The organism is Phormidesmis priestleyi BC1401, from assembly GCF_001650195.1.
GTDB lineage: Bacteria > Cyanobacteriota > Cyanobacteriia > Leptolyngbyales > Leptolyngbyaceae > Phormidesmis_A > Phormidesmis_A priestleyi_B.
The window spans coordinates 16,410-38,374 of sequence record NZ_LXYR01000007.1; the positions used below are offsets into that span (position 1 = coordinate 16,410).

Below are 21,965 nucleotides of genomic sequence, written 5' to 3' on the forward strand. Positions count from 1 at the left end.
TAATAATTTCCTGATCTCGTTTATGGAAGACGAATAGGATAGATTATGCGGAATAAATCTCGTTGACTTTATATAGTTCCTATGAAAACTCAGCAATCTCATCAGGTTCGCGTTTCATCCTCAATCGTCCTGTGGTAGGCTCAAAATAGTTCAGGCTAGGGAAGTTTTTAATAGATCCAGCCATGCTCGATACCGATCGTCTTCCCCTGACGGGTGATGCTCTTGCGTGTTTCCGCCACGGGCTTGACTGTGCCGCTGCTGGAGAACATGAGAAAGCGGTTGCCCACTACAACAAAGTTTTGCAAACACGATCGGACTTCTGGGAAGCCTGGTATGAACGCGGGTTGTCTCTAGAGAGTTTGGGCTTCTATTCTGAAGCGATCGAGAGTTACGATCGGGCGTTAGAAACTGACCCCAATCGCGGATCGGTTGATGAGATTTGGCACGATCGCGGCAATGCCCTGCAGTATGGACTAGGAGACTATGAAGCGGCGCTCAAATGCTATGACCAGACGCTGCAACTCAATCATGCTCATGTCAGAGCTTGGCAAAATCGCGGTAACGCTTTGCTCTATGGGTTGAGTCACTATGAAGACGCGATCGCCAGCTACAATCGCGCCTTGCAGCTTAACTCTGAAAGCTATTTGACCTGGCGCAATCGTGGCAACGCCCTGGTCGAGCTAAAACGCTATACCGAGGCGATCGCCAACTACGATCGTGCCCTCTCTCTGCAAGCAGATGATCAGGTTTCGTGGCAAGCTCGTCTGTTAGCCTCTCAGCAGCTTGGACTAAACTCACTGCGGCAGCCGACCACTAAGCCAACCTGGTATGGAGATGGCTACGACGATTCAGCGCCGATAGATGAATCAACTTCGCCTAAAGAGGGTGGTGAGGTTGAATCGGCAGGATGTCCGCAGCCTCTATTCATCGTTGAGGATGATGCCGGACAGCGCGAGATTGCGTTAGAAAACAAACACTACACGATCGGACGAGATCCGAAGAATGACATCTGTTTACGATCGCAGTTTGCATCTCGATATCATGCAGTGCTGCGGCGAGTCAACCACGAAGATGGCAGCTATACCTACACGATTACAGACGGCAATTTAGATGGGAAACCGAGCACCAATGGGCTTCTAGTCAACGGGCAGAAGCAGCAGACTTGGGCACTCAAAACAGACGATTTGATTGTCTTTGGTCCTCGTGTGCGGGCGACTTATCACAGGGCGATCGGGCAGGCGATTTTAGTGACTGACTAGACCTCTTACAAAAGTCTGAAGATGCCCTCATCCCCTTCTCCCAAGTTTGAGAGAAGGGGAGCCAGATTTCAAAGTCCCTCTCCCAAGTTTGGGAGAGGGATCTAGGGTGAGGGTAGGGACTTTTGCAAGAGGTCTACGATTTATTGAGTGAGATGTTTTGCCTCTAGGGGTTCGGGTTTACGCACTCGGCGCACCAAACTGGGTTGCTACATTGGAAGTCGCAGGTGTTTCAAGGGGTTTTGGCTAAATGGGCGACTGACTTCATTCTGCGTGGAGTCTAGTCTAAAGACTTTATCGATCGACTGATTCAAGCCAGCCCTCACTGAAACCGTGAAAATAAAACTCATCTTTGCAATCGCTTTAGCGCTTTTGGCATTTACTATGGTCATGTTTGCAACGTTGCTACCGAGTTCTGATAGCAAAAATCAGGCAGTCAGCCCCATCAATCAGCTCTACGTGTTTGGCGACAGCCTTTCAGATACGGGCACCATTTATAACGCCACTGGAGGAGCCTATCCTCCTAGCCCACCTTACTTTCAAGGACGCTATTCAAACGGTCCGGTTTGGGTTGAGCATCTGGCTTCTAAGCTAGCAGTCACCCTCGATCGCGCTCACAACTTTGCGGCAGGAGGGGCAACCACCGGAGCGAACGGTTCTTATGGAGTTCCTGGGTTGCTCACTCAGGTGAAGAGTTTCACAACGGCTCACTCCCAGGCAGACCCACAGGCACTCTACGTCATCTGGGCAGGCGCAAATGATTATCTGCAAGGGGCAACCAGTCCGACGATCGTGGTCAAAAATCTGATGCAGGCGATCGAGTCTCTCTCAAAGGTGGGTGCCCAAAACATCTTAGTCGGCAACTTACCTGATTTGGGGCAGCTTCCATCGACGCGAAACACGAGCAATTCTAGCCCTCTCAGTGCGGTTACTCAGGCTCACAACCTCAGTTTGGCTCAGTCTCTTAAAGGAGTTGGAGCCAAAGTTAAAATCATTTCACTAGACGCAAACACGCTTTATCAAGAAGCCGAAACTAATCCAGCTAAGTTTGGGTTTACCAACGTGACGACGGGTTGCCTCTCGGCTCCCGATCGCTGTCGTCAACCCGACACCTTCTTGTTTTGGGATGGCATTCATCCGACTACGGCAGCGCATCGAGCACTGAGCGAAATTGCCTTTTCAGCCCTGCAAGTTGGGCAGAGATCGAGCTAAGGATCGTGGATTAAATAACCTGTTATTTTGAGCTGACGCTAACTTGCTTGACAGTCGCCCCCTAAATCCCCCAATCTGGGCAGGGTGGTTTCATTGTCGCCAGAGGAATTCTGAAAGGCTTATCGCTTCGTTCCCATTGGAGCAACGCTGTGACAAGAGGGAACGAGTTTTCAATGCTTTTGAATTTTCTTCAATGACAATGAAACCACCCTGCCTCTCCCTAGGGAGAGGGGAGCTAGAAATCTTGTTCCCTCTCCCCAGGGAGAGGGCTAGGGTGAGGGTAAATTCTTTGGTTGATATCTGGATTCAGAAACATTGCATTTCTGACGATCGCTGTTCATGAAACGGTTTTCTTACTCTCGGCTGCTGCCCTACTTGACGCTGTTGCTCTGGGTCTTGCCTCTCGTGCTGCTCAGAAGTGGACAGCAAAGCCTGATGGCGCACGACGAAGGCATTTATGCGGCTCAAGCCCGATCGATTCTGCAAACGGGCGATTGGGTCAGCGTGCAGTGGGGCGGCGAAGCGGGATTTGATCGGACGATCGGAATTCAGTGGCTGATAGCTGCCTGTTATCTGATGTTTGGCACCAGTGAAGGAACGGCGCGACTGCCAAGCGCGATCGCGTTCGTTTTCAGCGTGTTGTTAACTTACCGAATCGGCTGCTATCTCTTAAATCCCCGTTTGGCGTGGTTAGGAGCCGCGATTTTTAGCGTCATTCCGTTAGTCGTACAATATGGGCGATTGGCAACGCAAGATTCTGTCCTTGTCTCGATCGAGCTACTCGGAATCTGGGCGCTTTTAGAAGCAACCAATCCTCAACTCAAAACTCGAAATTCTTTGTGGTTACTGCTGGCGGGCTGTAGCGTTGGCTGGGGATTTTTGATTAAAGGATTTATGATCATTCCGGCGGCGGTGGCGCTTTTGCCCTATCTAATCGGGCAACAGTCGCGTCATCGGCATCTCACAAATCCCTGGTTGTATGTGGGTTTAGGGTTGGGCGCTTTACCTACGATCGTGTGGTTGAGAGCCGCGATCGCGAACTATGGTAATAAACCGATCGCAGAATTGTTCGGCAAACTCATTCATCTCAAAGGACAGACTTATTTGGGAGCAGGTCCGTTTTACTATATCTGGAACATCCCGGCGAATGGCTTTCCGTGGGTATTTTTTGCGTTGGCGGGATTGTGGTTGGCGTTCTACGATCGCGATGTCCGACAACTTCTAAAAGACAATCACGCTCGATTATTATTGCTGGGATATCCCATTTTATTATTCGTCGAACTGACGTTATTTGGGACTCGCACTCACTATTACCCGCTTCAGTTAATGCCCTTTGTGGGATTGTTGGCAGCGATCGCGCTCAACCAACTCGCTATTCTCTACGCAAACCGCAAACAATATCGACTTTTCACGAGCTTAAACTTAGTTTTTGGTGGTTTTGCTGTCATTCTGATCGCGATGAGTTTCGCAATTTTGACTCGTCTGATTACGATTCCGGGTGTGAAGTTAGAGATTTTATTTTTAGGCTCGATCGTGGCTCTTGTTGTAGGGTTTGGGTGGCTAACTTTACCGATTGTCTGGCTGAGACGACATCAGACAGACTTGACGAAATCATCGCAGCAATGGCTAGCAGGATGGCTACTCACCTCTTGGATGGGACTAGCGATGCTCGGTTTAACAGGATTGTGGGGAAACTATGTTCCTCAACTAAAGACATTTTTGCAAACGCCCCAGATTGAAGCCGTTCTGAAATCGCATCGCGTCAGTTTTGTAGTGAACGACGATCGGATGAGTCGCGACGATCGTAAAACTTATCTGCTGCTCAACTTTTACACACCGCACATCGGACGACCTCTTACCCAAATAAATCTTCTAGAACGAGATGACTATGCGTGGCTCGATCCGAGTATTGCAGCCACCAAACCCGCTCAATATCCCGTCATCGGCTCATTTCAAAAGTGGCAACTGATTAAGAAACCGTAATCGGCAGTCTCACAACCACGATCGTTCCTTGATTGACCTCACTTTGAATCGTGAGCAGGTATCTTTTAAGAGCGTCAGCGCTGTTTGATGCGAGTCAGCAACCCCAGTAACCTGATAGTGGGCTGCCTCTAATCGCATTTGAAGGTATCAGACAACGACACTTTCATTGTCTGATACCTGGTGGTCTAATTCGATCCTAACGCTACGATCTCGCGTCCTTCTCATTGTGTGGTCATTGTTTACCAAAAACCGCTCGACTGAACCGGAGTAGCCTGAGTTTAGCAAGATCTCAAAATGAGTTGAGTCAGCAGAGTATCGCGTTTGAGATAGAGCGGATGTCGAGGTTGTCCAGTTTTTGTGACACCCAGACAATAGAGATTTTGCTGAGAATTCAACCGTTCAATCACCGCCTGATCGCGCCCTCTCAAAGTCCCCCAATTTCCCCAGGCAAGAACGATCGTCTCGACTCGATCGCTCAAACTAGAGAGATAGCGATCGTTGTCTTCACCGATCGGGTCTGCAATTTGCTTGAGAAGTGGCGGACTTTTTGCCCGATATGCAAACAGATTCACCACTTCTAAACCGCCATAGCCCCAGTTTTGAGCAAACCCGATACATCGTCGAATCGTCGGATCGTTGACGGTCGCATCAGCTCGATTGGGGTTGAGCATCACAAACCCGACTTTGGGCAACTGGCTCCACGATCGCCAAAGCGAATATCGATATGTGCTTGAATCGTCAAATACTGCACCTGAATGCATCGCTCACCCTAATGGAAATCTCCCTGGAAGCACGGCATGAATATATTCACTGCCCGACTCAGGAAAACCCCGGTGATAGAGCGCTTCTTCGGGTCTGCCCCAGCCTAATTGCAGCAAAATTTCTAGTGTGTCATTGCTGCCTTGGCGCGTCAGCGTCGCCCATTCGGTGCGATCGAGAAGGCGATCGAAATCATTGCCTGACATCGGCTGATAAAACTTCCCGCAATTCATACTTAAATAGAAATTCATCCCGTCGGTGACTTCTTGCCAAAACGCCACGATCGACGTTTTTGCCGCTCTTAGAATCATGCGATCGCTGTTGAGACTAATCAACTGATCGTCAATTCTAGGATAGCGAAACGGGCTACCTTTAATCGTCATGGTTTGCCACACGATTCCAGAAACCTGATGCTCTCGCTGATAGAGGTGCACTGTGTTGCGAAAGTCATTGTAAGCAGTGAATTTTTGAATGCCGTCAGATTTGACAAAGCGATCAATAATCGGATTGATGCCCGATGGCGTTGCAGCCAAGTTTAGACGCTGCCCATTTATGCAGGCTCGTCGCTCGTCAGCGAGAATTTTGACCAACTCTTCGGTGCTGTAGATTTTTGACATCTCAAAATCCTCTAGCCAGAGTATCTGATGCTCAAGTTCCCTTTGGTTGAATCCTAGCGCGTCATGCCCGTTTGAGCCGTGTTTGTCGGGGTCTTCTTAAGAATTTCTCGATCGTCACCTCAAACGCGGACGAATTCCATAATGACGGAGCTGCAGATAATCGTGCAAGATCCGATCGTGATCAAAGCAAAGATTGCGCGGTAGCTCCCAAACGTTGACAATTTTCGCGTTTTTGGCATCGTCTCCTGCGGTCGGTTCGCCCTGAGCGGTGGCGACATAAACCATGCTGACTGTGTGCTGTCGGGCATCTCGCGCCGGGTCAGAATAGACATTGAGCAACTCGACTAATTCCACCTCTAAGCCGATTTCTTCCATTGCTTCTCGACGAGCGGTGGCTTCTGCGGGTTCGCCATAGTCCATAAATCCGCCTGGGATCGCCCAACCGTAAGGAGGATTTAGGCGCTCAATCAGAATAATCGGACGATCGGGGCGATCGATCATCTCAATAATAATGTCCACTGTAGGAGAAGGATTTTTGTGAGCCACCAGCACATCTAGGAGGATAAAGGACAATGGGTGAAAGTCGGGGTTCAAGCCAAATTCCATCCTTTCTTTTGACCGATTCTAACGTTCAGCGTGCCATGCTACAGTCTTCACATCTTATTGCTAATTCGTCCTTCACTCTTCACCCTTGCTTATGCCTTTTCCCAGATCAAGCGGCATTTTGCTGCATCCTACTTGTCTTCCCAGTCGGTTTGGCGTGGGCGAATTAGGCTCAGAGGCACAGCGCTTTATCGATTTTATGGCAAATAGTGGACAGCAGTTTTGGCAAGTGCTGCCATTGGGTCCAACCGGGTATGGCAACTCGCCCTATGCGTCTTATTCAGCGACAGCAGGCAACCCACTGCTGATCAGTTTGGAGGTGCTGCAAAAACAAGGGCTGCTGTGGGATGAAGATCTGTGGAATGTGCCTGAGTTTCCGATCGGGTGGGTAGACTTCGATCGCGTCACTGCCTTCAAGATGCCTCTGTTGCAGAAGGCGTGCGATCGCTTCAAAACACAAGCCTCTCCTGAACAACAGCAAAAATTTGCAGACTTTTGCCACAGCAAAGCCTATTGGCTCGATGACTATGCGCTGTTCATGGCGCTGAAGGGAGAACACGACGGCAAAAGCTGGCACCACTGGGAGCCAGACCTGGCGCATCGTCAGCCCAGCGCGCTTGAACCAGCCCGTCAACGCTTAAATGGCGAGATTTATTATCACAAATATCTTCAGTTTGAGTTCTTTCACCATTGGGCAGAGATCAAACAATACGCCAACGATCGTCATATCGAAATCATTGGCGACATTCCCATTTACGTGGCTCACGACAGCGCGGATGTGTGGGCAAACCCCGAAAACTTCTCTCTTGACGAAAAGACGGGCGAACCTAAACTAATGGCGGGCGTTCCTCCCGATTATTTTAGCGATACGGGGCAACTGTGGGGCAACCCGGTCTATAACTGGGAGCATTTGCAAGAGACGGACTTTGCCTGGTGGCTGCGGCGATTTGAGGCAATGTTAGATTATGTAGATATCATCCGCATTGACCACTTCAGAGGGTTTGAGGCTTATTGGGCGGTGCCTCAAGGTGAGACAACGGCGATGAATGGTGAGTGGATTAAAGCGCCTGGTGAAGAGTTTTTTGAAGTGCTGCGGCTCAAGCTAGGCAGACTGCCGATTATGGCTGAAGATTTGGGTGTGATCACTCCAGAAGTCGAAGCTTTGCGCGATCGCTTCGACTTCCCTGGCATGAAAATTCTACAGTTTGCATTCGGCTCTGATCCGGGCAATCCCTTTCTGCCCTTCAACTTTAGGCACAACAGCGTCGTCTATACGGGCACTCATGACAACGACACGACGATCGGGTGGTATGACTCTGCATCCGATTGGGAGAAGGAGCAACTCTGGCTTTATATGGGTAACATCGGCAATGACGGGGTGCACTGGGAGTTGATTCGCATGGCGTTGACTTCGATTTCAAATCAAGCTCTGATTCCCCTGCAAGATTTAATGGGACTCGACAACTCGGCAAGAATGAACTTTCCGGGCACTGCCGAGGGAAATTGGGGATGGCGCTATCGATCGGAGATGTTGAGTCACGAGTTAGGCGAAAAGCTCAAAACTCTGACGCGCGTTTCGGGTCGGCTGCGACAACATCAAGAAAGTGAATCCAATTAGCCCCTCTGTTTATCTACCATAAAATTAAAGGGCGTTGCTGAATCTAGATATGAACCGCTAGATTCGCCCTCACCCTAGCCCTCTCCCAGAAGGAGAGGGAACAAGAATTCTGGCTCCCTTCTCCTCGGGGAGAAGGGTTGGCGAGGGCTTGCCCCACTTCGTGAGGAGGGCAATTCATGTGTTTTGCTAATCTTGGAGGCAGGCTGAATAGGGCATCTAGACTCTCAAAACAGCTACCTTCAACCTTCAAACCACGGCTGCGGCTTTTAACTCAAAGATTTTCTCAATCACATCGGCGACGACTTTATCAGGTGTAGACGCGCCGGAGGTGATGCCGACCACGATTTTGCCGTCAGGGAGCCAATTTTGAACGACTTCTAGCTCGCAGTTGAGAGGCTTGTGCTCGATGCCATTTGCCCCAATGCGTTCGGCGCTGTCAATGTGATAAGAAGGAATCTGACGATCGACCGCAATCTCCTGCAAGTGCGTCGTGTTAGATGAGTTATAGCCTCCAATCACGACCATCAGATCGAGTTTTTCGTCTACTAGCTCAAACATGGCATCTTGCCGTTCTTGGGTGGCATCGCAAATAGTGTTGAAGCTGAGGAAGTGCTGATTAAGCTGATCGGGACCATATTTTCGCATCATCGTGTGCTCAAACAGTTTGCCGATCTGCTCGGTTTCGCCTTTGAGCATCGTGGTTTGATTGGCGATGCCGACGCGCTCTAAGTCTCGATCGGGGTCAAATCCTACCGAAACCGATTGCTGAAATTTGGTCAAAAATTCGTGACGATCGCCGCCGTTGAGAATGTAGTTTGCCACATATTCGGCTTCTGCCAGGTTCAACACGATCAGATAGATCCCGGCAAACGAACTCGTGGCAACGGTTTCCTCGTGGTTATATTTGCCGTGAATAATCGAGGTGTGCGCGACTTTTTTGTGCTTCTCGACGGTGTTCCAAACTTTTGACACCCACGGGCAGGTCGTATCGACAATTTTGCAGCCGCGATCGTTGAGAATCTGCATTTCTTGAACGCTGGCACCAAACGCAGGCAAAATCACCACGTCGCCCACTCCGACCCCAGAGAAGTCTTTTTCGCCATTAATCAACGAGATAAAATGTACGTTCATCTCTCGCAACCGCTGATTGACTGAGGGATTGTGGATAATTTCATTCGTGATCCAAATCCGCTCGGTGGGGAAGTGTTGCCGAGTTTCATACGCCATCGCCACAGCCCGCTCAACGCCCCAACAAAACCCAAACGCCTCCGCTAATCGAATCGTGACATCGCCTCGCGTCAGGGTGTATTGCCGATCTCGGATTTGCTGAATCAAATCGCTTTGATATTCAGACTCCATAACCCCCGCAACCTCGGTCTCGTGACCAAACCCTTTGCGGTGATAGTTTTCAGAACTGTTGAGCGATCGCTTAAACGCTTTGGTATCCATCCCGTCTTTTTCCCTTAAGTGCCGCCAATGTACTCACCATTTATTATGTGATCATAAGCGGTTGGGTGACAGACCGTTGAAATGTGCTCCAGGGTTGAGCGCATCAGTGGTTGAGCTAACCAAATGACAATAATATTTGTATCTTAATAGACATCTTATAAGTTTCGTTCTGGTTCAGTGGTCTGTTACGATGGCAAATATCCCTTCGCTGAAACTACAGGGTTCAACTCTTTACGTTACTGCCCCCCACGGGGTAGATTAGGGTTGAGATAGACAAGGAATGGCTCTCTAGAATCCGTGCTACAGGTGGTTGAATGTCTGAGTTAGAGGGTAAACAAAATCCCAATTCTATCTATTGGCAGGCTGAGAGCTTTAGGTTAACAGCTTTCCTTAGTCCATCTGCCCAGATTGTAGAGCAGGACTCGTGGAAAAAGCTGACAGGAGAATTGCCAGAGCGAAAGACCTCTGAACCCAGAACAGGTATTAGACAAGAAGAAGGAAGATTTAAAGATGAACGGGTCGATGGGCAGTTAGTTTTAATAACTCAGCCAACTAGAGCAGATTGGCAATTAGTTCCAATCACAGACGTATCTGATCCAGAATTTCCCACGCTAGGTCTATTCACGGAATCAGTGGACTCATTTCTTAAACTAATGATTCGCTGGCTGGAAGAAGCTCCTCCAACACAACGCTTGGCTTTTGGAGCAGTCTTGATTAAACCCGTCAACAGTTCAAAAGAGGGTTATGAGTGGGTTTCTGCTTATCTCCCATTCAATTTAGATGAAAACTCATCTGATTTTTCTTACCAAATTAATCGACCTAGAAAATCTGCTTCTACCAAAACCTCTGACTTATCAATCAATCGCTTGTCTAAATGGAGTGTCAGTCTTTTGACGAGTTTTGCTTTTGATCCAAGCAGGCTTGAGCAGTACATTACTAAACCACCTCGATTTTCTGTCCGTCTTGAATTAGATATAAACACCACACCAAACTTTTCAGAAGAGGTAGGCTCGGAGAAACTGTCTCATGTCTTTCAAGAATTGGTTGAACTTGGTAGAGAAATAGCAAGCAAGGGAGATATCAAATGAACGTAACTGGAGAAACTTATACTCTGTCAGGCACAGATTCTGCATACACACTACAGCAATCTGCTGTGACGTTTCCTAGCTCAACTCAATCAAACCGAGCGGTTCGAGTTCAAGCCCTTTCAGCAAGTACTCAACCCGCGAAAGCTCTGAAAGCTTCTCAGAGAAGGAAACCTGTCGGAGCTTCAACTGAGTTTTATGAACCTTCAGATGCTCTTTACTCAAAAACCGAAGCTATCTTCTGGACAGCAAAAGGAGAGGTTTTTGAGGATGGAATGGAAAGTGCATTCTCACGGAAGCTCAGTTACTTTGTCAAAAAATATAGCGAGGATGCACTGGAGGCAATAACTCGTTTGATTGTGTGTGAGGAAGTTGATCCAGAAATCGCTGGCGAAGCTCTACGGTGGCTGGGTCGTGTAGATCATGCAGAATCCTACGAATACCGTCGATGGTTACTTGAGCGAAGTCTAAGTTTGTCATCTACTCGTGTTAGAGACGGGGCAATCTTGGGTCTTGCTTCCATGGATGACAGACGTGCTATCCCTTACTTGAAGATTGCCATTAAAAAAGAGCAGTGTTCTGAGCTTAAAGCAGATATGGAGTCAGTTCTGGAGCAGTTGGAGAGCTGAATTAGTGCCGCTACTTTTGAGGGCTATACGAAAAAATAGGTGGTACATGAGCGATGATATACCCTGGTTGCCAAAAGGAGAAATCCAAGCTGACCCTTTAGGAGATCTTGCTACAGGAAATAACACCCTATCAGTGTGGCAGGTGGAAGATGATAATTCCAACCTAAAGCAAGTTATAGCTGCGCTTGCTTCAAATCGAGATTCAATTTCTAATCTTGATTATGCTGTATTTGATATCGACTTGCTTGCAGACACTGGAATCAAAGTCAAGATCAATCAAGGAGCAACTCCCTACGAAATGGCAAATTTTTGGCATAGAGATCTTGTAGAACTTACAGCTACCAAGCTTGTAAAATTAGCCGAAACTATGTTGATACACTCATGCAGAGAGCGAATTCCAGAGAAAACAGTTCTCAACTGGATCAAGGATGCTGTAGAAAATGGGCAGATCGATAAAACGAAGTTGAGCGCAGGTATCACCAAAAAGTTGGACTGATCAAGATTCGACGCTCAAAAAGAACCAGTGAGATCGGCGAGTATCTTGATCAGTTAGAGAGTGTTTGGGGTTTCTCGGCTGGTTGAGACAGCATCAATTGGCTAAAGGTTTGAATCGCCGATCGCCACACTAAATATCCCTGCCGATTTAGGTGCAAGCCATCGGTGGTGAGTTCCGATCGCAGATATCCTTCGCTGTCAGCAAATAGCGGCTGCAAATTGAGATAAGAAACTCCTGACTCTTTGGCGATCGTCTCGATCGCTTGATTGAGGGTGTGAATCCGCTCATTGGACGTGTCCAAAATCTGCTGACGGTTTTCTAGACTTGCATCTGGGTTCGCGCTGTGAGGCAAAATTGACTGCACAACCAGCTTAGATTTTGGGTGAGCCTGCTTTAACTGGTCAATGATTTGCCGATAGGTGTCCAGCACTTCCTGATCAGAGGAACCTTTTGTCAGGTCGTTGATGCCGATCATCACAAAGACGGCTTGTGGCTCGGTGTCCTTCAACAGATTTAAGCGTTTGAGCAACCCGGTTGACGTTTCGCCAGAGATGCTTTGATTAAGCCACGTCCGATCGCTCGGCAACAACTCAGACGGAAACCACAGACTGAGCGAGTCTCCGGCTAAAATGGTTAAGCGATCGGGCTTGTTTTTGGCGACGGCTTTTGCTTCATGCCCCAACAAGTCAACCCATTGACTATAAGTAAGCTGTTGTCGCGATTTTAGCTTGGTAGCCAGCGCAGCAGCTTCTTCGGCGCTAGACATAGGGGACGCGATCGGAGAGATTTTGATCTGAGAAGGACTCGGCGATCGCCCATATCTAGCGATCAGCAAGACCACCGTTGCGACTAGCAGAACGTTGGCGGCTAAAGACAAAAATGCCCAGCTAGGAAAGGACTTGTGAGTTGCGACTGCCATGATGAACCGCGTAGAATGACATCGATTGTAGTGGAAGAACGCGAGTGTGAATTTTTTAAGTGAGCGATCGACGATCAGAGGGTCTTGCACGCGATTCATCAGAAAATTGCGCGACCGAGAAAACCATAGGGCATACTAACAAGCACCATCTCTCACCAAAAACGCACTTTTAGATCGACGAAGCAGGTAAATTTAGTATGTCTATCGAGCAACTACAGCCCGCACCTCCACAGCAAGTTGGGGTTTATGTGCCTTATTATCCTCAGGCAAACAAAAAACAAATGTTGCCTTTTGCTATCAGCTTGCATCAAAAAGGTGCGCTAGAAGGTCAGCGCAAAATCGAGGGAGGCGACAGCATTCCCTTCATTGCGACTTGGAATGTCTCATCATTGCCTGCTGATCTGTGCCGCTGTCGCATCCAATTTGACGGCAATGCTGAGTTGAGCTATGAAGTCATGATGGCAAACTTTGAGTTTATCGATTTTTTGATTGAAGTAATTATGAACTTCAGACGCGCCCGTCTCGCCGATTTCTCTCAGTCGTTTTATCGCAAACTGCTGCGATTGGAAGATTGAAGGTGACGGCTTGAATTTTGGCAAGCTCGTTGTGATAAATAATACAAACCCTGTAGTAATTCCTCTCAGAACTCTGAGCACGATCTTCTAGGGTCGTGACTACAGTTATTTTTTATCTATAAACATTACTATCACCCTAGAATAAGCATATCGAATTGCTCACCAAAGATTTAAACGGAGTTAGGACGTGCCAAAGTCCGCGAAGCATTTACTGATTGGGTCGCTAGAAGCTTATAGCGGTAAGTCAGCAACAATTTTGGGTATCGCGCATCAACTCAAAGCGAGGGGGCTAGACATCGCCTATGGAAAGCCCTTAGCAGGTGGGTGGGGGCAATCTAAAATGGATGATGATGATGGCGATGTCCAATTTGTTGCCCAAACGCTAGAGCTTCCTCAAAACCGTCTGCAACCGACTCTGTTAACGCTTGGCAATGACACCGTTCAAAAGCGATTGCTGGGAGAGGATCAGGTCAACTACCAGGAGCTATTGGCGCAACAGTCTCGGCAGCAGCAGGGAGACCTAGTGATTTTAGAAGGTTCAGGAACTTTAGACGAGGGCAGATTGTTTGACCTGTCGCTCTTGCAGATTGCTGAAACCATTCAAGCATCGGTGCTGTTGGTGACTCGATTCCACTCATTGCTGCTTTTAGATGGGCTGATTTCAGCGAAGCAGAGCCTGGGCGATCGACTCTTGGGCGTGCTTATCAACGATGTGTCTACTGAGCAGTTTGATGTTGTCAACGCGTTAGTTATTCCCTTTTTAGAAAAGCACGGCATTAAAGTATTCGGCGTGATGCCCAGCAGCACATTGCTTCGCAGCGTCAGCGTGGGTGAGTTGGTGCGTCAGCTTAAAGCCGAGGTGCTGTGTCGCGCCGATCGCATGGATCTGATGGTCGAAAGTCTGACGATCGGGGCAATGAATGTCAATTCTGCGCTCAAATATTTTCGGGCACGTCACAATATGGCGGTCGTGACAGGGGGCGATCGCACAGATCTGCAACTCGCTGCGTTGGAAACTTCGACTCAATGCTTGATTTTGACGGGTCACATTTCGCCGTCAAAGGAGATTGTTAGTCGGGCTGAAGATTTAGAGATTCCGATTTTGTCAGTTGATTTAGACACGTTATCGACCGTGGAGATCGTCGATCAGGCGTTTGGTCAAGTGCGGTTCCATGAGCCGATTAAGTTTCAATGCGTTTGCCAAATGATCGACGAATATTTTGACAGCGATCGCTTGCTGTCAGAACTCGGCTTAGAATCTAAAGCGGCGTGATCTCGTTAAGGTGTGTAGCAATGAACCTATCACATCGATCGTGCAGGGAAAGTCCTCATATTCAATGGTTTGATCAGCATAGAGAGGTTCGATGCTGCGACAGTTTAGGGGAATGACCCAACGAGAGAATTTACTCATACCTGTTGATTAATTGATTCGTGAACGGAGCTTGAGCCTTTACGGTTGAGGCGAGTTGTGACTGCATTGCGTTAGCCCGGACAGCACGAAACATCCCAAATCGACACAACCCAGTGCCAAACGCTAGCCGCATCAGGAGCAGCGTCGGCACTTCTCGCAGCGATTTGGTCAAACCCGCTAACCCAAATTGCACCAGTCCGCTCGGTCGAGCGATGCCCTGCCAGATGGAATCGAGCCAGGAAGGAAGGGTTGGTTCTGTCCAGTCTGCGGTGGTCACGTCTCCCTCAACCCATCCCGTTGCCTCTAAAAGTTCAGCAAATTCCTCAATGCTGGCAAAGGCGGGATGAGACCACTGATCGAGCAGTTGCCGCATCACAGGTTTTTCCCAGACGTTGAGCGGGATTTGGCGATCGTCTCGCTGATTCCAATCCGCTACCACCAGCACCCCGCCCGGCTTGAGGACGCGCAGCAGCTCTCTGGCAAAAATGGCTTTGTCGGGCATATGGGGACCTGCCTCGATCGACCAGACCACATCAAAACTTTCATCTGGGAAAGAGAGCGCCATTGCATCATCGACCTGAAACTGTGCGGTCAGTTCCTCAGACGTAAGTTCCTGTGCCCGTTTAACCTGCTGGGGGCTAATCGTAATTCCAGTCACATCAAACCCATAATCGTGTGCGAGGATGCGACTGCTTCCCCCAATGCCACAGCCGACATCTAGGACGGTTGTGCCGGAGGAAAGGCGATCTAAACCACCCCACTGCACCATCTCGTGCACAAAGTCAGATTTCGCGGTCAAAAAATCCTTACGGCGAGGCGGTGAGCCGTAATGACCCAGATGAATATGGTCGCCCCAATAAAACTCTAAAATGCCGTCTTTTGTCCATTGGTCATAGGAACGGGCAACAGAATCAGACGATTGATAACGGCGAGCGGTGATTAAATACAGCCCGATGCTCACTGTTAGCAGAAGGAAAACGACAAGTACAAAAAATAAACTCATGAGGACAAAGCTTGACTCAATTGTGGGAGGAGCATACGGCAGTTTTGCCATTCGTTAGCGAAGCGGGACGCGATCGCGTCTTTTGCTCGGTGGCAATCGAGAGGATTCACTTGCAGCAGTGAACTTTATGGCACACCTGCTGCATCTCGTGCTTGGAATCTGAGTTGCATAGGTGACTTATTCTGCCCTGACCCCAAATATTTTGTCGCTTCGGCTTCCAGTGGAATTGCTTGAGCGATCAGCGGCTTGGGGCGATTGAGAAAAGCCAATGACTGCAAAACACAGAACGCTGAGAGCGCAAGATGCGCCTAGTAGCCCAGACCATTTAAACATTGAAAACATGATGAGAGACTCCTATGAACAGGAGGGTAAGTGCTGAAATAAACCAGACAATGAGTGACCACGGCACACCGTGAAGAATTGCTTGGGCTGGCATTGATGAAACGAATCGATCGGTTCGCTGCCATCGTGAAACCTGCATAGAGGTTCTCATTCTATACCTCGCAGATGAAACAGTGTGGACTACACATCGGCGGGCATTCTGACTTAGCGCGCGCGATCGCTCTCATGACAGTTGCGGGACAGCGCCGGACTTGCACCAGACTTTCCCCGTTTCCTCTGGCGACTGCTCCTCGTCAGAACGGATAGATTATTTTAGTACCATATCAGCGCCGAAGGTCAATGAACTACTGAATGCTTATGCAACAATACTCCGAACATTTTTTGAGACAGAGGCTGAAACCCGCATCCTTACTTAGCCTTTGACCTAAGTAAGGATGCTGAACCCCGCATTCGATCTTTTGAAATTTAAAGCTATTCGGACTGTTGATCCTAAGGATCGTGGATTAAATAACCTGTAAGACTTGTGAGCGTCTTCTGCCCTCCTCACGAAGTGGGGCAAGCCCTCGCCGACCCTTTTCCCCAAGGAGAAGCAGGGCTAATTTAAGGTCGAGAAAGAAAATCTGTACCCTTTATCTTGCGTTAAGGCATCATTCTGATGCTGAACGAAGACTCAAGCTTGTAGATTTTATCTGGTGACAACTAATCAGCCCTGCAAGGAGAAGGGAGCTAGAGTCATGTTCCCTAGCCTTGGGGAGAGGGCTAGGGTGAGGGTAAGAAGTTGCACTTTAATAAATCCACGTTCCTAAGAGACTTGCGAGAAAAATCTCTTGCTGTCGTTGTCCATCGGTTTCGACATCGCTCAACCTACCAAAGCGCTGACGAGGACTGAGCAATCCACAATACTTCCATCACTCTGCAATTCCTAAAGGCGTGTGAGTTGCGTCAGGTCAACACTTCTGCATTTTGACGCGATCGGATCTCTAAATAGACCAGCAGGGCGTTGATGTCTGCGGGGTTTACGCCACCAATGCGAGTCGCTTGCCCGATCGTCATCGGTTGCACCTTTGCCAATTTCTCTCTTGCTTCTTTTGACAGGGTTGTAATGGCGGCGTAATTTAAATCTTTGGGCAGTTTGCGATGTTCTTGTCGGGCAGTTTGATCGATCTGATGCTGCTGGCGTTGAATGTAACCCGAATATTTGATGTCAATTTCTGCGCCTTCTTTTTCAGCCCGATCGAGCGCACCATTTCCTAATCCATGTTGGTCTAAATCGCCATAGTGAAATCCAGAACGGCGTAAGAGTTCTGCCAGAGTGATTGATCCTTTGATTGCCTGTTGAGTATTTTTAGCAATCGCTTTGCCAATCTCATCGTGTTCTTTAACGCGAGTCTCGTGCAATCGCTCTTTTTCAGCCGTAATGTTTTCTTGTTTGGTAGCGTAGAGTTGCCAACGGCGATCGTCAATCAGTCCAATCTCTCGACCCAAGGGTGTGAGACGCTGATCGGCATTGTCTGAGCGGAGTAGCAAGCGATATTCCGATCGAGAGGTCAGCACTCGATAAGGTTCGCGCAAATCTTTGGTACACAAATCATCAATCAGCGTCCCGATATAGCTCTGCTCACGCGGAAAGACGATCATCTCCTGATGACGACAGAATCGAGCCGCATTCACGCCAGCCACAAGTCCCTGAGCCGCCGCTTCTTCATAGCCTGTGGTGCCGTTAATCTGACCTGCACAAAACAGCCCATCCACTTTTTTGGTCATCAAAGTGGGATAGCACTGCGTCGCGGGTAAGTAGTCATAATCGACTGCATAAGCGGGACGAAGCATTGCGCAATTTTCTAAACCAGGGAGCGATCGCAGCATTTGTAGCTGAATTGTTTCTGGCAATCCGGTCGAGAATCCTTGAATATAAAGCTCTGGAATGTCGCGTCCTTCTGGCTCGATAAAAATCTGATGGCTTTCTTTATCGGCAAAACGGACAATTTTATCTTCGATGCTGGGGCAATAGCGCGGACCTTTAGAATCGACCCAGCCGCCATACACAGGCGAGAGGTGAAGATTTTCTCTGATAATGCGATGAGTTTCAGCCGTGGTGCGAGTCAGATGACAAGGAATCTGCTCACGCTCGACCCACAAATCGGGATCAAAACTAAACCAGCGAACATCGGTATCACCGGGCTGCGGTTCGAGTTGAGAGAAGTTGACAGAGCGCCGATCGACTCTTGCAGGGGTTCCAGTTTTCAAGCGCCCCGTCTCAAATCCCATTCGATTTAGCGTCTCAGTCAATCCGACTGCCGCAAACTCTCCGGCTCGTCCTGCTGCCATTGATTTGTTGCCGACCCAAATCATTCCGCCCAAAAATGTCCCGGTGGTTAACACAACGGCTTTGCATTCAAATGCCACCCCAAAGTAGGTTTGCACTCCGATAATCTCATCGTTTGCGCCCAAGACGAGATCCGTCGCCATGCCTTCACGGATGGTTAAATTCTCCTGATTTTCGACTACGCCTTTCATCACGGCTGCATATTCGCGTTTATCAGTTTGCGCTCTTAGTGCCCACACCGCCGGACCTCGTGACGCATTGAGAATTCGCTTTTGTAAGTAGGTTCGATCGCTGACCTTACCGATCTCGCCGCCCAGCGCATCGACTTCATGCACAAGCTGCGACTTTGCCGGACCGCCGACCGCTGGGTTGCAGGGTTGCCACGCGATTTTATCGAGGTTGAGCGTCAGCAGTAACGTGCGACAGCCAAGCCGAGCGCTTGCCAGTGCTGCTTCACAGCCAGAATGTCCGGCTCCGACGACGACCACATCATAAGCATCAATAAAATCGATCGGGGCGTTCATAGCAATGGGGAACTGCAAGAGGTCAGGCTCTATTTTAACGGCTAGCGCTGGCATTCAACGGGGTTGCAGTCATTCACAGCTTAGAGGGAACTTTAAATGTTAGAGCGTCTCGATCGCTTATTCTGATCTATTATCAGTACACCTGTTCTTATTGCCATGACTGATCTCTCTTCCCCTAAACAACGGCTTCTAGATTGGATTGAAGACTACATTGACTGGCACCACTACGTTCCATCGCGTGAAGAGATGGCGTTCGCAATGGGTTACGCCTCAAAAGATACGGTGCAGGTTCACTTAAAAGATTTACGAAACGCGGGTTATGTCGATTGGGAGACGGGACGAGCGCGATCGCTGAAGATCCGCCGACCGAGATCACGAAAGATTCCGGTTTTAGGTGTGATTGCGGCAAGCGGGTTAGTCGAAACCTTTCCACAGGAGACGATCGAAGAGTTTATCGATGCTTCAACCCTGACCTATTTTGCAGGCAAATCGCGTCATCAAATGGCGAGTTATTTTGCGTTGCGCGTTCGCGGCGACAGTATGATCGGGGCAGCAATCGCCGATGGAGACACCGTGATTTTGCGTCAAGAGTTAGAACCGAGAACCATCAAAAACGGTGAAATTGTCGCGGCTAGATGTCAGACTCAGACCACCCTAAAATATCTGTTTTGGAGCGATCGCAAAGTCATCTTGCAACCTGCCAATTCCAGCTATCCGGTGATCGAAAAGAATGCAGACGAGGTAGACATTGATGGCGTTTTTGTCGGGTTGATACGCAAACTCGCTTGATCAGCACATCAAAAAATTCCTTAAAAGTGAACCAAAATGCCTCACAAAACATAAAAGAATCTTCTCGACGCTTGAATGTCCCATTGACGGAGGATGTGATTTTCACCTTCAAGCAATGTTGCACAGTGCTGCTTGCTTACAGTAAATACACCTTGATTCTATTTAGAACCCTCATGTCAGAATCCACCACTAGAACCCTCACTCAGAACCCCCACCGGAAACCTGACCCTCAGCATCCCCTAGATGATCGCCAACGCCCTCAACATCACTCCTGGTACTGAACTCCAATTCGAGATCGTTGACGGTAATATCCTGCTCAAACCTCAAACGCATCCCCAATACACCTTAGATGAACTTCTAGAAGGGATCACCCCCGAAACCATTCACAGCGAAATTGACTGGGGCAACCCCGTTGCCCAGCGTTCCTACTCCCGTCAGGTATCCTGTTTTCTCTTAGGGTTAATCGTGCTGCCGTCGCTCCTCATCCGGCAGCAACCGCTGACGATGTCGCCCCTTGTCCCTCAACTGACGCTTTCACTCTCATTCAACTCTTCTTAACAGCTTCACCGCAAACCTACACCTGTAAGCCCCTAAATCCCCCAGAATGGGCAGGGCTAATTTAAGGTCGAGAAAGAAAATCTGTACCCTTTATCTTGCGTTAAGGCATCATTCTGATGCTGAACGAAGACTCAAGCTTGTAGATTTTATCTGGTGACAACTAATCAGCCCTGCCAGAATGGGGGATTTAGGGGGCGAAAGATTTTGGCAATGACGGATCGATCAACTTGTGTGTACACAGTAGCCCGCAGAAGAGGAGGGAATTCATCCCTAGATTCAGCAACGCCTAAAATCCTCAAAATGCAAAGAGAGCGAACATTGCGTCCGCTCTCTTAAATGGTTACCGACTTTGCTTTAATTAGAAACTTCTGCAAGCTCGACAACATGACCAGAGAAATCTTTGACTAAGAAATTAAGCGGTTTCTCACGTCGAATCTTGTGTTTCAAACTCGATGCTTGAACGCGCAGCAGAATTTGGTCGAGACAGTCTCGATCGAAGCACACATGACGCTGACGCTCTTTTTCGCCTAAACTCGCGCCCGAAATGACATGAAGCTGCGTGTTCTTTTTAAGCTGATACCACAAACCATCATTGCCATTGCCGCGCGCTGTCGTGCTGCCCAGACTGCCAGACAGATACATGGGGCTGATGCCTGCGGTGCCCAGTGACTGCTCGTAGTTGTAGTAATAGTGCAGCGGCACATCCGCCACCGGAAGATTGAGCATTCCTTCATAAAAATCTCGTGCCAACTCCACATCTGACACCATCACCGTATGCACCTTGGGCGCACTGGTCAAAAACATCCACATAGCAGCCGCGTAAGCACCCAGCAGCATGACCATGATTCCCTGGGTGGAGAATAAACTATCTAATCCCATAGAAGACCAAAACGAGTGGACGATCGGAGCCGATTAACAAACTTAGTGATCAGTATCCCTGAGTCTATTCATTCTATCAAGCTCAATCTGCTCAAATCCGTAACAAAGGGGGTAAAAACTTAGAAATTTGGGTGATCAGAGCGGAGATCTAAGCCATCTCAGCCTCAAAAGACGCTACATTTTGCAAAAAAAGATCTCCCAATCGAGAAAGACGCTGTATATAGTTACAATGCACGTCCTATAGTTTGAATCCAAGCTGTGGCTATCCCAACTTTTCCAGAAGCCAATCACCCGGTCGTCAAGTCGCTGTCTCATTACAATGACCAAGAATTACTGACGCTATTTCAGCGATATCCCGATGCTGGACAACACTTTACAGCCATTTTTTGCCGATATAGCCCGATGGTCTATACGCTGATTCAGCATCGAGCTAAGTCGCCCGTCCAGGCTGATTATTTGTTTGCTCGGCTGTGGCGACACCTCTTTTTTGAAATGGGCGGACTCGATCTGCGATCGTTTGGCTCCGAAGAAATCACGTTTCAGAGTTGGTTGATTAACGTCACAGCCCTCTGCATTAATCAGGCAGAACTGCCGCCCGTGGAGGAAATTCACTATAACCTGCGGGCAATGTCGCCGCCCTTTTGGTGCTATCTCGATCGAGCACTCGATCACCTGCCGCCGACGCTGCGATTGATGGTGACGTTAGCGCAAACCTTTCGTTGGAGCGACACGCGAATTTCTGCCTATCTGCAAGCAGAGGGCGAATACGTTCCTCCGGCAGAAGTCAAAGCACGGCTGAGTGAGGGCTATCAGCTACTAGAAACGACTTTGCCAGACGATATTAGAGCTATCTATCTAGATGGGAACGCTAGCGTTCAAGGATACGGATTGGATTCAGCGTCTTTAGAAGCTAGTCTGGATTAGTCACGATT

Annotated in this window: 21 protein-coding genes and 1 riboswitch; of the genes, 12 read left to right on the top strand and 9 right to left on the bottom strand. The window is 48.7% G+C overall.

Annotation, left to right across the window (positions count from 1 at the left end; translation table 11 throughout):
• Positions 1-182 precede the first annotated feature (182 nt).
• The 3 genes from A8707_RS05700 (at position 183) to A8707_RS05715 (ending at position 4,451) form a co-directional block, all read left to right on the top strand.
• The gene (locus A8707_RS05700) at positions 183-1,259 is read left to right on the top strand and encodes a tetratricopeptide repeat protein (RefSeq protein WP_068815837.1); all 1,077 of its coding nucleotides are present in this window, start codon (positions 183-185) and stop codon (positions 1,257-1,259) included.
• A 381-nt stretch (positions 1,260-1,640) separates the two neighbouring features.
• The gene (locus A8707_RS05710) at positions 1,641-2,468 is read left to right on the top strand and encodes an SGNH/GDSL hydrolase family protein (RefSeq protein WP_068815839.1); all 828 of its coding nucleotides are present in this window, start codon (positions 1,641-1,643) and stop codon (positions 2,466-2,468) included.
• A 339-nt stretch (positions 2,469-2,807) separates the two neighbouring features.
• The gene (locus A8707_RS05715) at positions 2,808-4,451 is read left to right on the top strand and encodes an ArnT family glycosyltransferase (protein ID WP_068815840.1); all 1,644 of its coding nucleotides are present in this window, start codon (positions 2,808-2,810) and stop codon (positions 4,449-4,451) included.
• A 278-nt stretch (positions 4,452-4,729) separates the two neighbouring features.
• Here A8707_RS05715 and A8707_RS05720 read toward each other — a convergent pair whose 3' ends face one another.
• The 3 genes from A8707_RS05720 to A8707_RS05730 form a co-directional block, all read right to left on the bottom strand.
• Positions 4,730-5,212: a DUF1643 domain-containing protein gene (locus A8707_RS05720; protein WP_068815841.1), complete on the bottom strand. Its 483-nt coding sequence runs from the start codon at positions 5,210-5,212 to the stop codon at positions 4,730-4,732.
• A gap of 3 nt (positions 5,213-5,215) precedes the next feature.
• Complete coding sequence (locus A8707_RS05725; RefSeq protein WP_068815842.1) at positions 5,216-5,827, bottom strand: hypothetical protein; 612 nt, start codon at positions 5,825-5,827, stop codon at positions 5,216-5,218.
• Positions 5,828-5,941: 114 nt separating this feature from the next.
• A complete protein-coding gene (locus A8707_RS05730) occupies positions 5,942-6,400 on the bottom strand; it encodes an NUDIX hydrolase (protein ID WP_331711681.1) in 459 nt (152 codons plus the stop codon).
• A gap of 124 nt (positions 6,401-6,524) precedes the next feature.
• Between A8707_RS05730 and malQ the strand changes: the two genes are divergently transcribed.
• Positions 6,525-8,048 (top strand): 4-alpha-glucanotransferase, encoded by a 1,524-nt coding sequence (gene malQ, locus A8707_RS05735; protein ID WP_068815843.1) that lies wholly within the window; start codon positions 6,525-6,527, stop codon positions 8,046-8,048.
• 246 nt (positions 8,049-8,294) lie between these two features.
• Here the strand turns inward: malQ and A8707_RS05740 are convergent, their stop codons facing one another.
• On the bottom strand, positions 8,295-9,497 hold the full coding sequence (locus tag A8707_RS05740) for a 4-hydroxy-3-methylbut-2-enyl diphosphate reductase (protein ID WP_068815844.1): 1,203 nt from the start codon (positions 9,495-9,497) through the stop codon (positions 8,295-8,297).
• 314 nt (positions 9,498-9,811) lie between these two features.
• Here A8707_RS05740 and A8707_RS05745 point away from each other — a divergent pair, with 314 nt between their 5' ends.
• From A8707_RS05745 to A8707_RS05755, 3 genes are read left to right on the top strand one after another with little or no spacing between them, the layout of a single operon-like run.
• Positions 9,812-10,585, top strand: coding sequence for a hypothetical protein (locus A8707_RS05745; RefSeq protein WP_068815845.1), 774 nt, complete (start codon positions 9,812-9,814; stop codon positions 10,583-10,585).
• On the top strand, positions 10,582-11,211 hold the full coding sequence (locus tag A8707_RS05750) for a HEAT repeat domain-containing protein (protein ID WP_068815846.1): 630 nt from the start codon (positions 10,582-10,584) through the stop codon (positions 11,209-11,211). The genes A8707_RS05745 and A8707_RS05750 overlap by 4 nt, the downstream gene beginning before the upstream one ends.
• 46 nt (positions 11,212-11,257) lie before the next feature.
• Positions 11,258-11,707: a hypothetical protein gene (locus A8707_RS05755; RefSeq protein WP_068815847.1), complete on the top strand. Its 450-nt coding sequence runs from the start codon at positions 11,258-11,260 to the stop codon at positions 11,705-11,707.
• A gap of 49 nt (positions 11,708-11,756) precedes the next feature.
• Here the strand turns inward: A8707_RS05755 and A8707_RS05760 are convergent, their stop codons facing one another.
• Positions 11,757-12,626, bottom strand: coding sequence for a GDSL-type esterase/lipase family protein (locus tag A8707_RS05760; RefSeq protein ID WP_068815950.1), 870 nt, complete (start codon positions 12,624-12,626; stop codon positions 11,757-11,759).
• 197 nt (positions 12,627-12,823) lie between these two features.
• Between A8707_RS05760 and ebsA the strand changes: the two genes are divergently transcribed.
• The gene (gene ebsA, locus A8707_RS05765) at positions 12,824-13,201 is read left to right on the top strand and encodes a type IV pilus biogenesis protein EbsA (RefSeq protein ID WP_068815848.1); all 378 of its coding nucleotides are present in this window, start codon (positions 12,824-12,826) and stop codon (positions 13,199-13,201) included.
• A 187-nt stretch (positions 13,202-13,388) separates the two neighbouring features.
• Positions 13,389-14,474 (top strand): phosphotransacetylase family protein, encoded by a 1,086-nt coding sequence (locus A8707_RS05770; protein WP_068815849.1) that lies wholly within the window; start codon positions 13,389-13,391, stop codon positions 14,472-14,474.
• A gap of 130 nt (positions 14,475-14,604) precedes the next feature.
• On the opposite strand, the gene A8707_RS05775 is transcribed toward A8707_RS05770, so the two are convergent.
• The 3 genes from A8707_RS05775 to mnmG form a co-directional block, all read right to left on the bottom strand.
• Complete coding sequence (locus A8707_RS05775) at positions 14,605-15,666, bottom strand: methyltransferase domain-containing protein (protein ID WP_331711682.1); 1,062 nt, start codon at positions 15,664-15,666, stop codon at positions 14,605-14,607.
• Positions 15,667-15,740: 74 nt separating this feature from the next.
• Complete coding sequence (locus tag A8707_RS27910) at positions 15,741-15,893, bottom strand: hypothetical protein (protein ID WP_231947952.1); 153 nt, start codon at positions 15,891-15,893, stop codon at positions 15,741-15,743.
• Between the two features lie 236 nt (positions 15,894-16,129).
• Positions 16,130-16,276, bottom strand: a riboswitch (cobalamin riboswitch).
• Between the two features lie 623 nt (positions 16,277-16,899).
• Positions 16,900-18,825: a tRNA uridine-5-carboxymethylaminomethyl(34) synthesis enzyme MnmG gene (gene mnmG / locus A8707_RS05780; RefSeq protein ID WP_331711683.1), complete on the bottom strand. Its 1,926-nt coding sequence runs from the start codon at positions 18,823-18,825 to the stop codon at positions 16,900-16,902.
• 138 nt (positions 18,826-18,963) lie between these two features.
• On the opposite strand from mnmG, the gene lexA reads away from it, so the two are divergent.
• Entirely contained in the window at positions 18,964-19,596 is a 633-nt protein-coding gene (lexA, locus tag A8707_RS05785) for a transcriptional repressor LexA (RefSeq protein ID WP_068815850.1), read from the top strand.
• A 243-nt stretch (positions 19,597-19,839) separates the two neighbouring features.
• Positions 19,840-20,154 (top strand): AbrB/MazE/SpoVT family DNA-binding domain-containing protein, encoded by a 315-nt coding sequence (locus tag A8707_RS05790; protein WP_068815851.1) that lies wholly within the window; start codon positions 19,840-19,842, stop codon positions 20,152-20,154.
• Positions 20,155-20,508: 354 nt separating this feature from the next.
• Here A8707_RS05790 and A8707_RS05795 read toward each other — a convergent pair whose 3' ends face one another.
• Positions 20,509-21,033 (bottom strand): glyoxalase-like domain protein, encoded by a 525-nt coding sequence (locus tag A8707_RS05795; RefSeq protein WP_197484637.1) that lies wholly within the window; start codon positions 21,031-21,033, stop codon positions 20,509-20,511.
• A 258-nt stretch (positions 21,034-21,291) separates the two neighbouring features.
• On the opposite strand from A8707_RS05795, the gene A8707_RS05800 reads away from it, so the two are divergent.
• The gene (locus tag A8707_RS05800) at positions 21,292-21,957 is read left to right on the top strand and encodes an RNA polymerase sigma factor (RefSeq protein WP_197484638.1); all 666 of its coding nucleotides are present in this window, start codon (positions 21,292-21,294) and stop codon (positions 21,955-21,957) included.
• The last annotated feature ends 8 nt before the right edge of the window (positions 21,958-21,965 follow it).

Excerpts from the sequence above, each read along its gene's own strand:
- A8707_RS05700 (WP_068815837.1), top strand. The coding sequence starts at position 183 with ATGCTCGATACCGATCGTCTTCCCCTGACGGGTGATGCTCTTGCGTGT.
- A8707_RS05710 (WP_068815839.1), top strand. The coding sequence starts at position 1,641 with ATGGTCATGTTTGCAACGTTGCTACCGAGTTCTGATAGCAAAAATCAG.
- A8707_RS05715 (WP_068815840.1), top strand. The coding sequence starts at position 2,808 with ATGAAACGGTTTTCTTACTCTCGGCTGCTGCCCTACTTGACGCTGTTG.
- A8707_RS05720 (WP_068815841.1), bottom strand. The coding sequence starts at position 5,212 with ATGCATTCAGGTGCAGTATTTGACGATTCAAGCACATATCGATATTCG.
- A8707_RS05725 (WP_068815842.1), bottom strand. The coding sequence starts at position 5,827 with ATGTCAAAAATCTACAGCACCGAAGAGTTGGTCAAAATTCTCGCTGAC.
- malQ (WP_068815843.1), top strand. The coding sequence starts at position 6,525 with ATGCCTTTTCCCAGATCAAGCGGCATTTTGCTGCATCCTACTTGTCTT.
- A8707_RS05740 (WP_068815844.1), bottom strand. The coding sequence starts at position 9,497 with ATGGATACCAAAGCGTTTAAGCGATCGCTCAACAGTTCTGAAAACTAT.
- A8707_RS05745 (WP_068815845.1), top strand. The coding sequence starts at position 9,812 with ATGTCTGAGTTAGAGGGTAAACAAAATCCCAATTCTATCTATTGGCAG.
- A8707_RS05750 (WP_068815846.1), top strand. The coding sequence starts at position 10,582 with ATGAACGTAACTGGAGAAACTTATACTCTGTCAGGCACAGATTCTGCA.
- A8707_RS05755 (WP_068815847.1), top strand. The coding sequence starts at position 11,258 with ATGAGCGATGATATACCCTGGTTGCCAAAAGGAGAAATCCAAGCTGAC.
- A8707_RS05760 (WP_068815950.1), bottom strand. The coding sequence starts at position 12,626 with ATGGCAGTCGCAACTCACAAGTCCTTTCCTAGCTGGGCATTTTTGTCT.
- ebsA (WP_068815848.1), top strand. The coding sequence starts at position 12,824 with ATGTCTATCGAGCAACTACAGCCCGCACCTCCACAGCAAGTTGGGGTT.
- A8707_RS05775 (WP_331711682.1), bottom strand. The coding sequence starts at position 15,666 with ATGGCAAAACTGCCGTATGCTCCTCCCACAATTGAGTCAAGCTTTGTC.
- lexA (WP_068815850.1), top strand. The coding sequence starts at position 18,964 with ATGACTGATCTCTCTTCCCCTAAACAACGGCTTCTAGATTGGATTGAA.
- A8707_RS05790 (WP_068815851.1), top strand. The coding sequence starts at position 19,840 with ATGATCGCCAACGCCCTCAACATCACTCCTGGTACTGAACTCCAATTC.
- A8707_RS05795 (WP_197484637.1), bottom strand. The coding sequence starts at position 21,033 with ATGGGATTAGATAGTTTATTCTCCACCCAGGGAATCATGGTCATGCTG.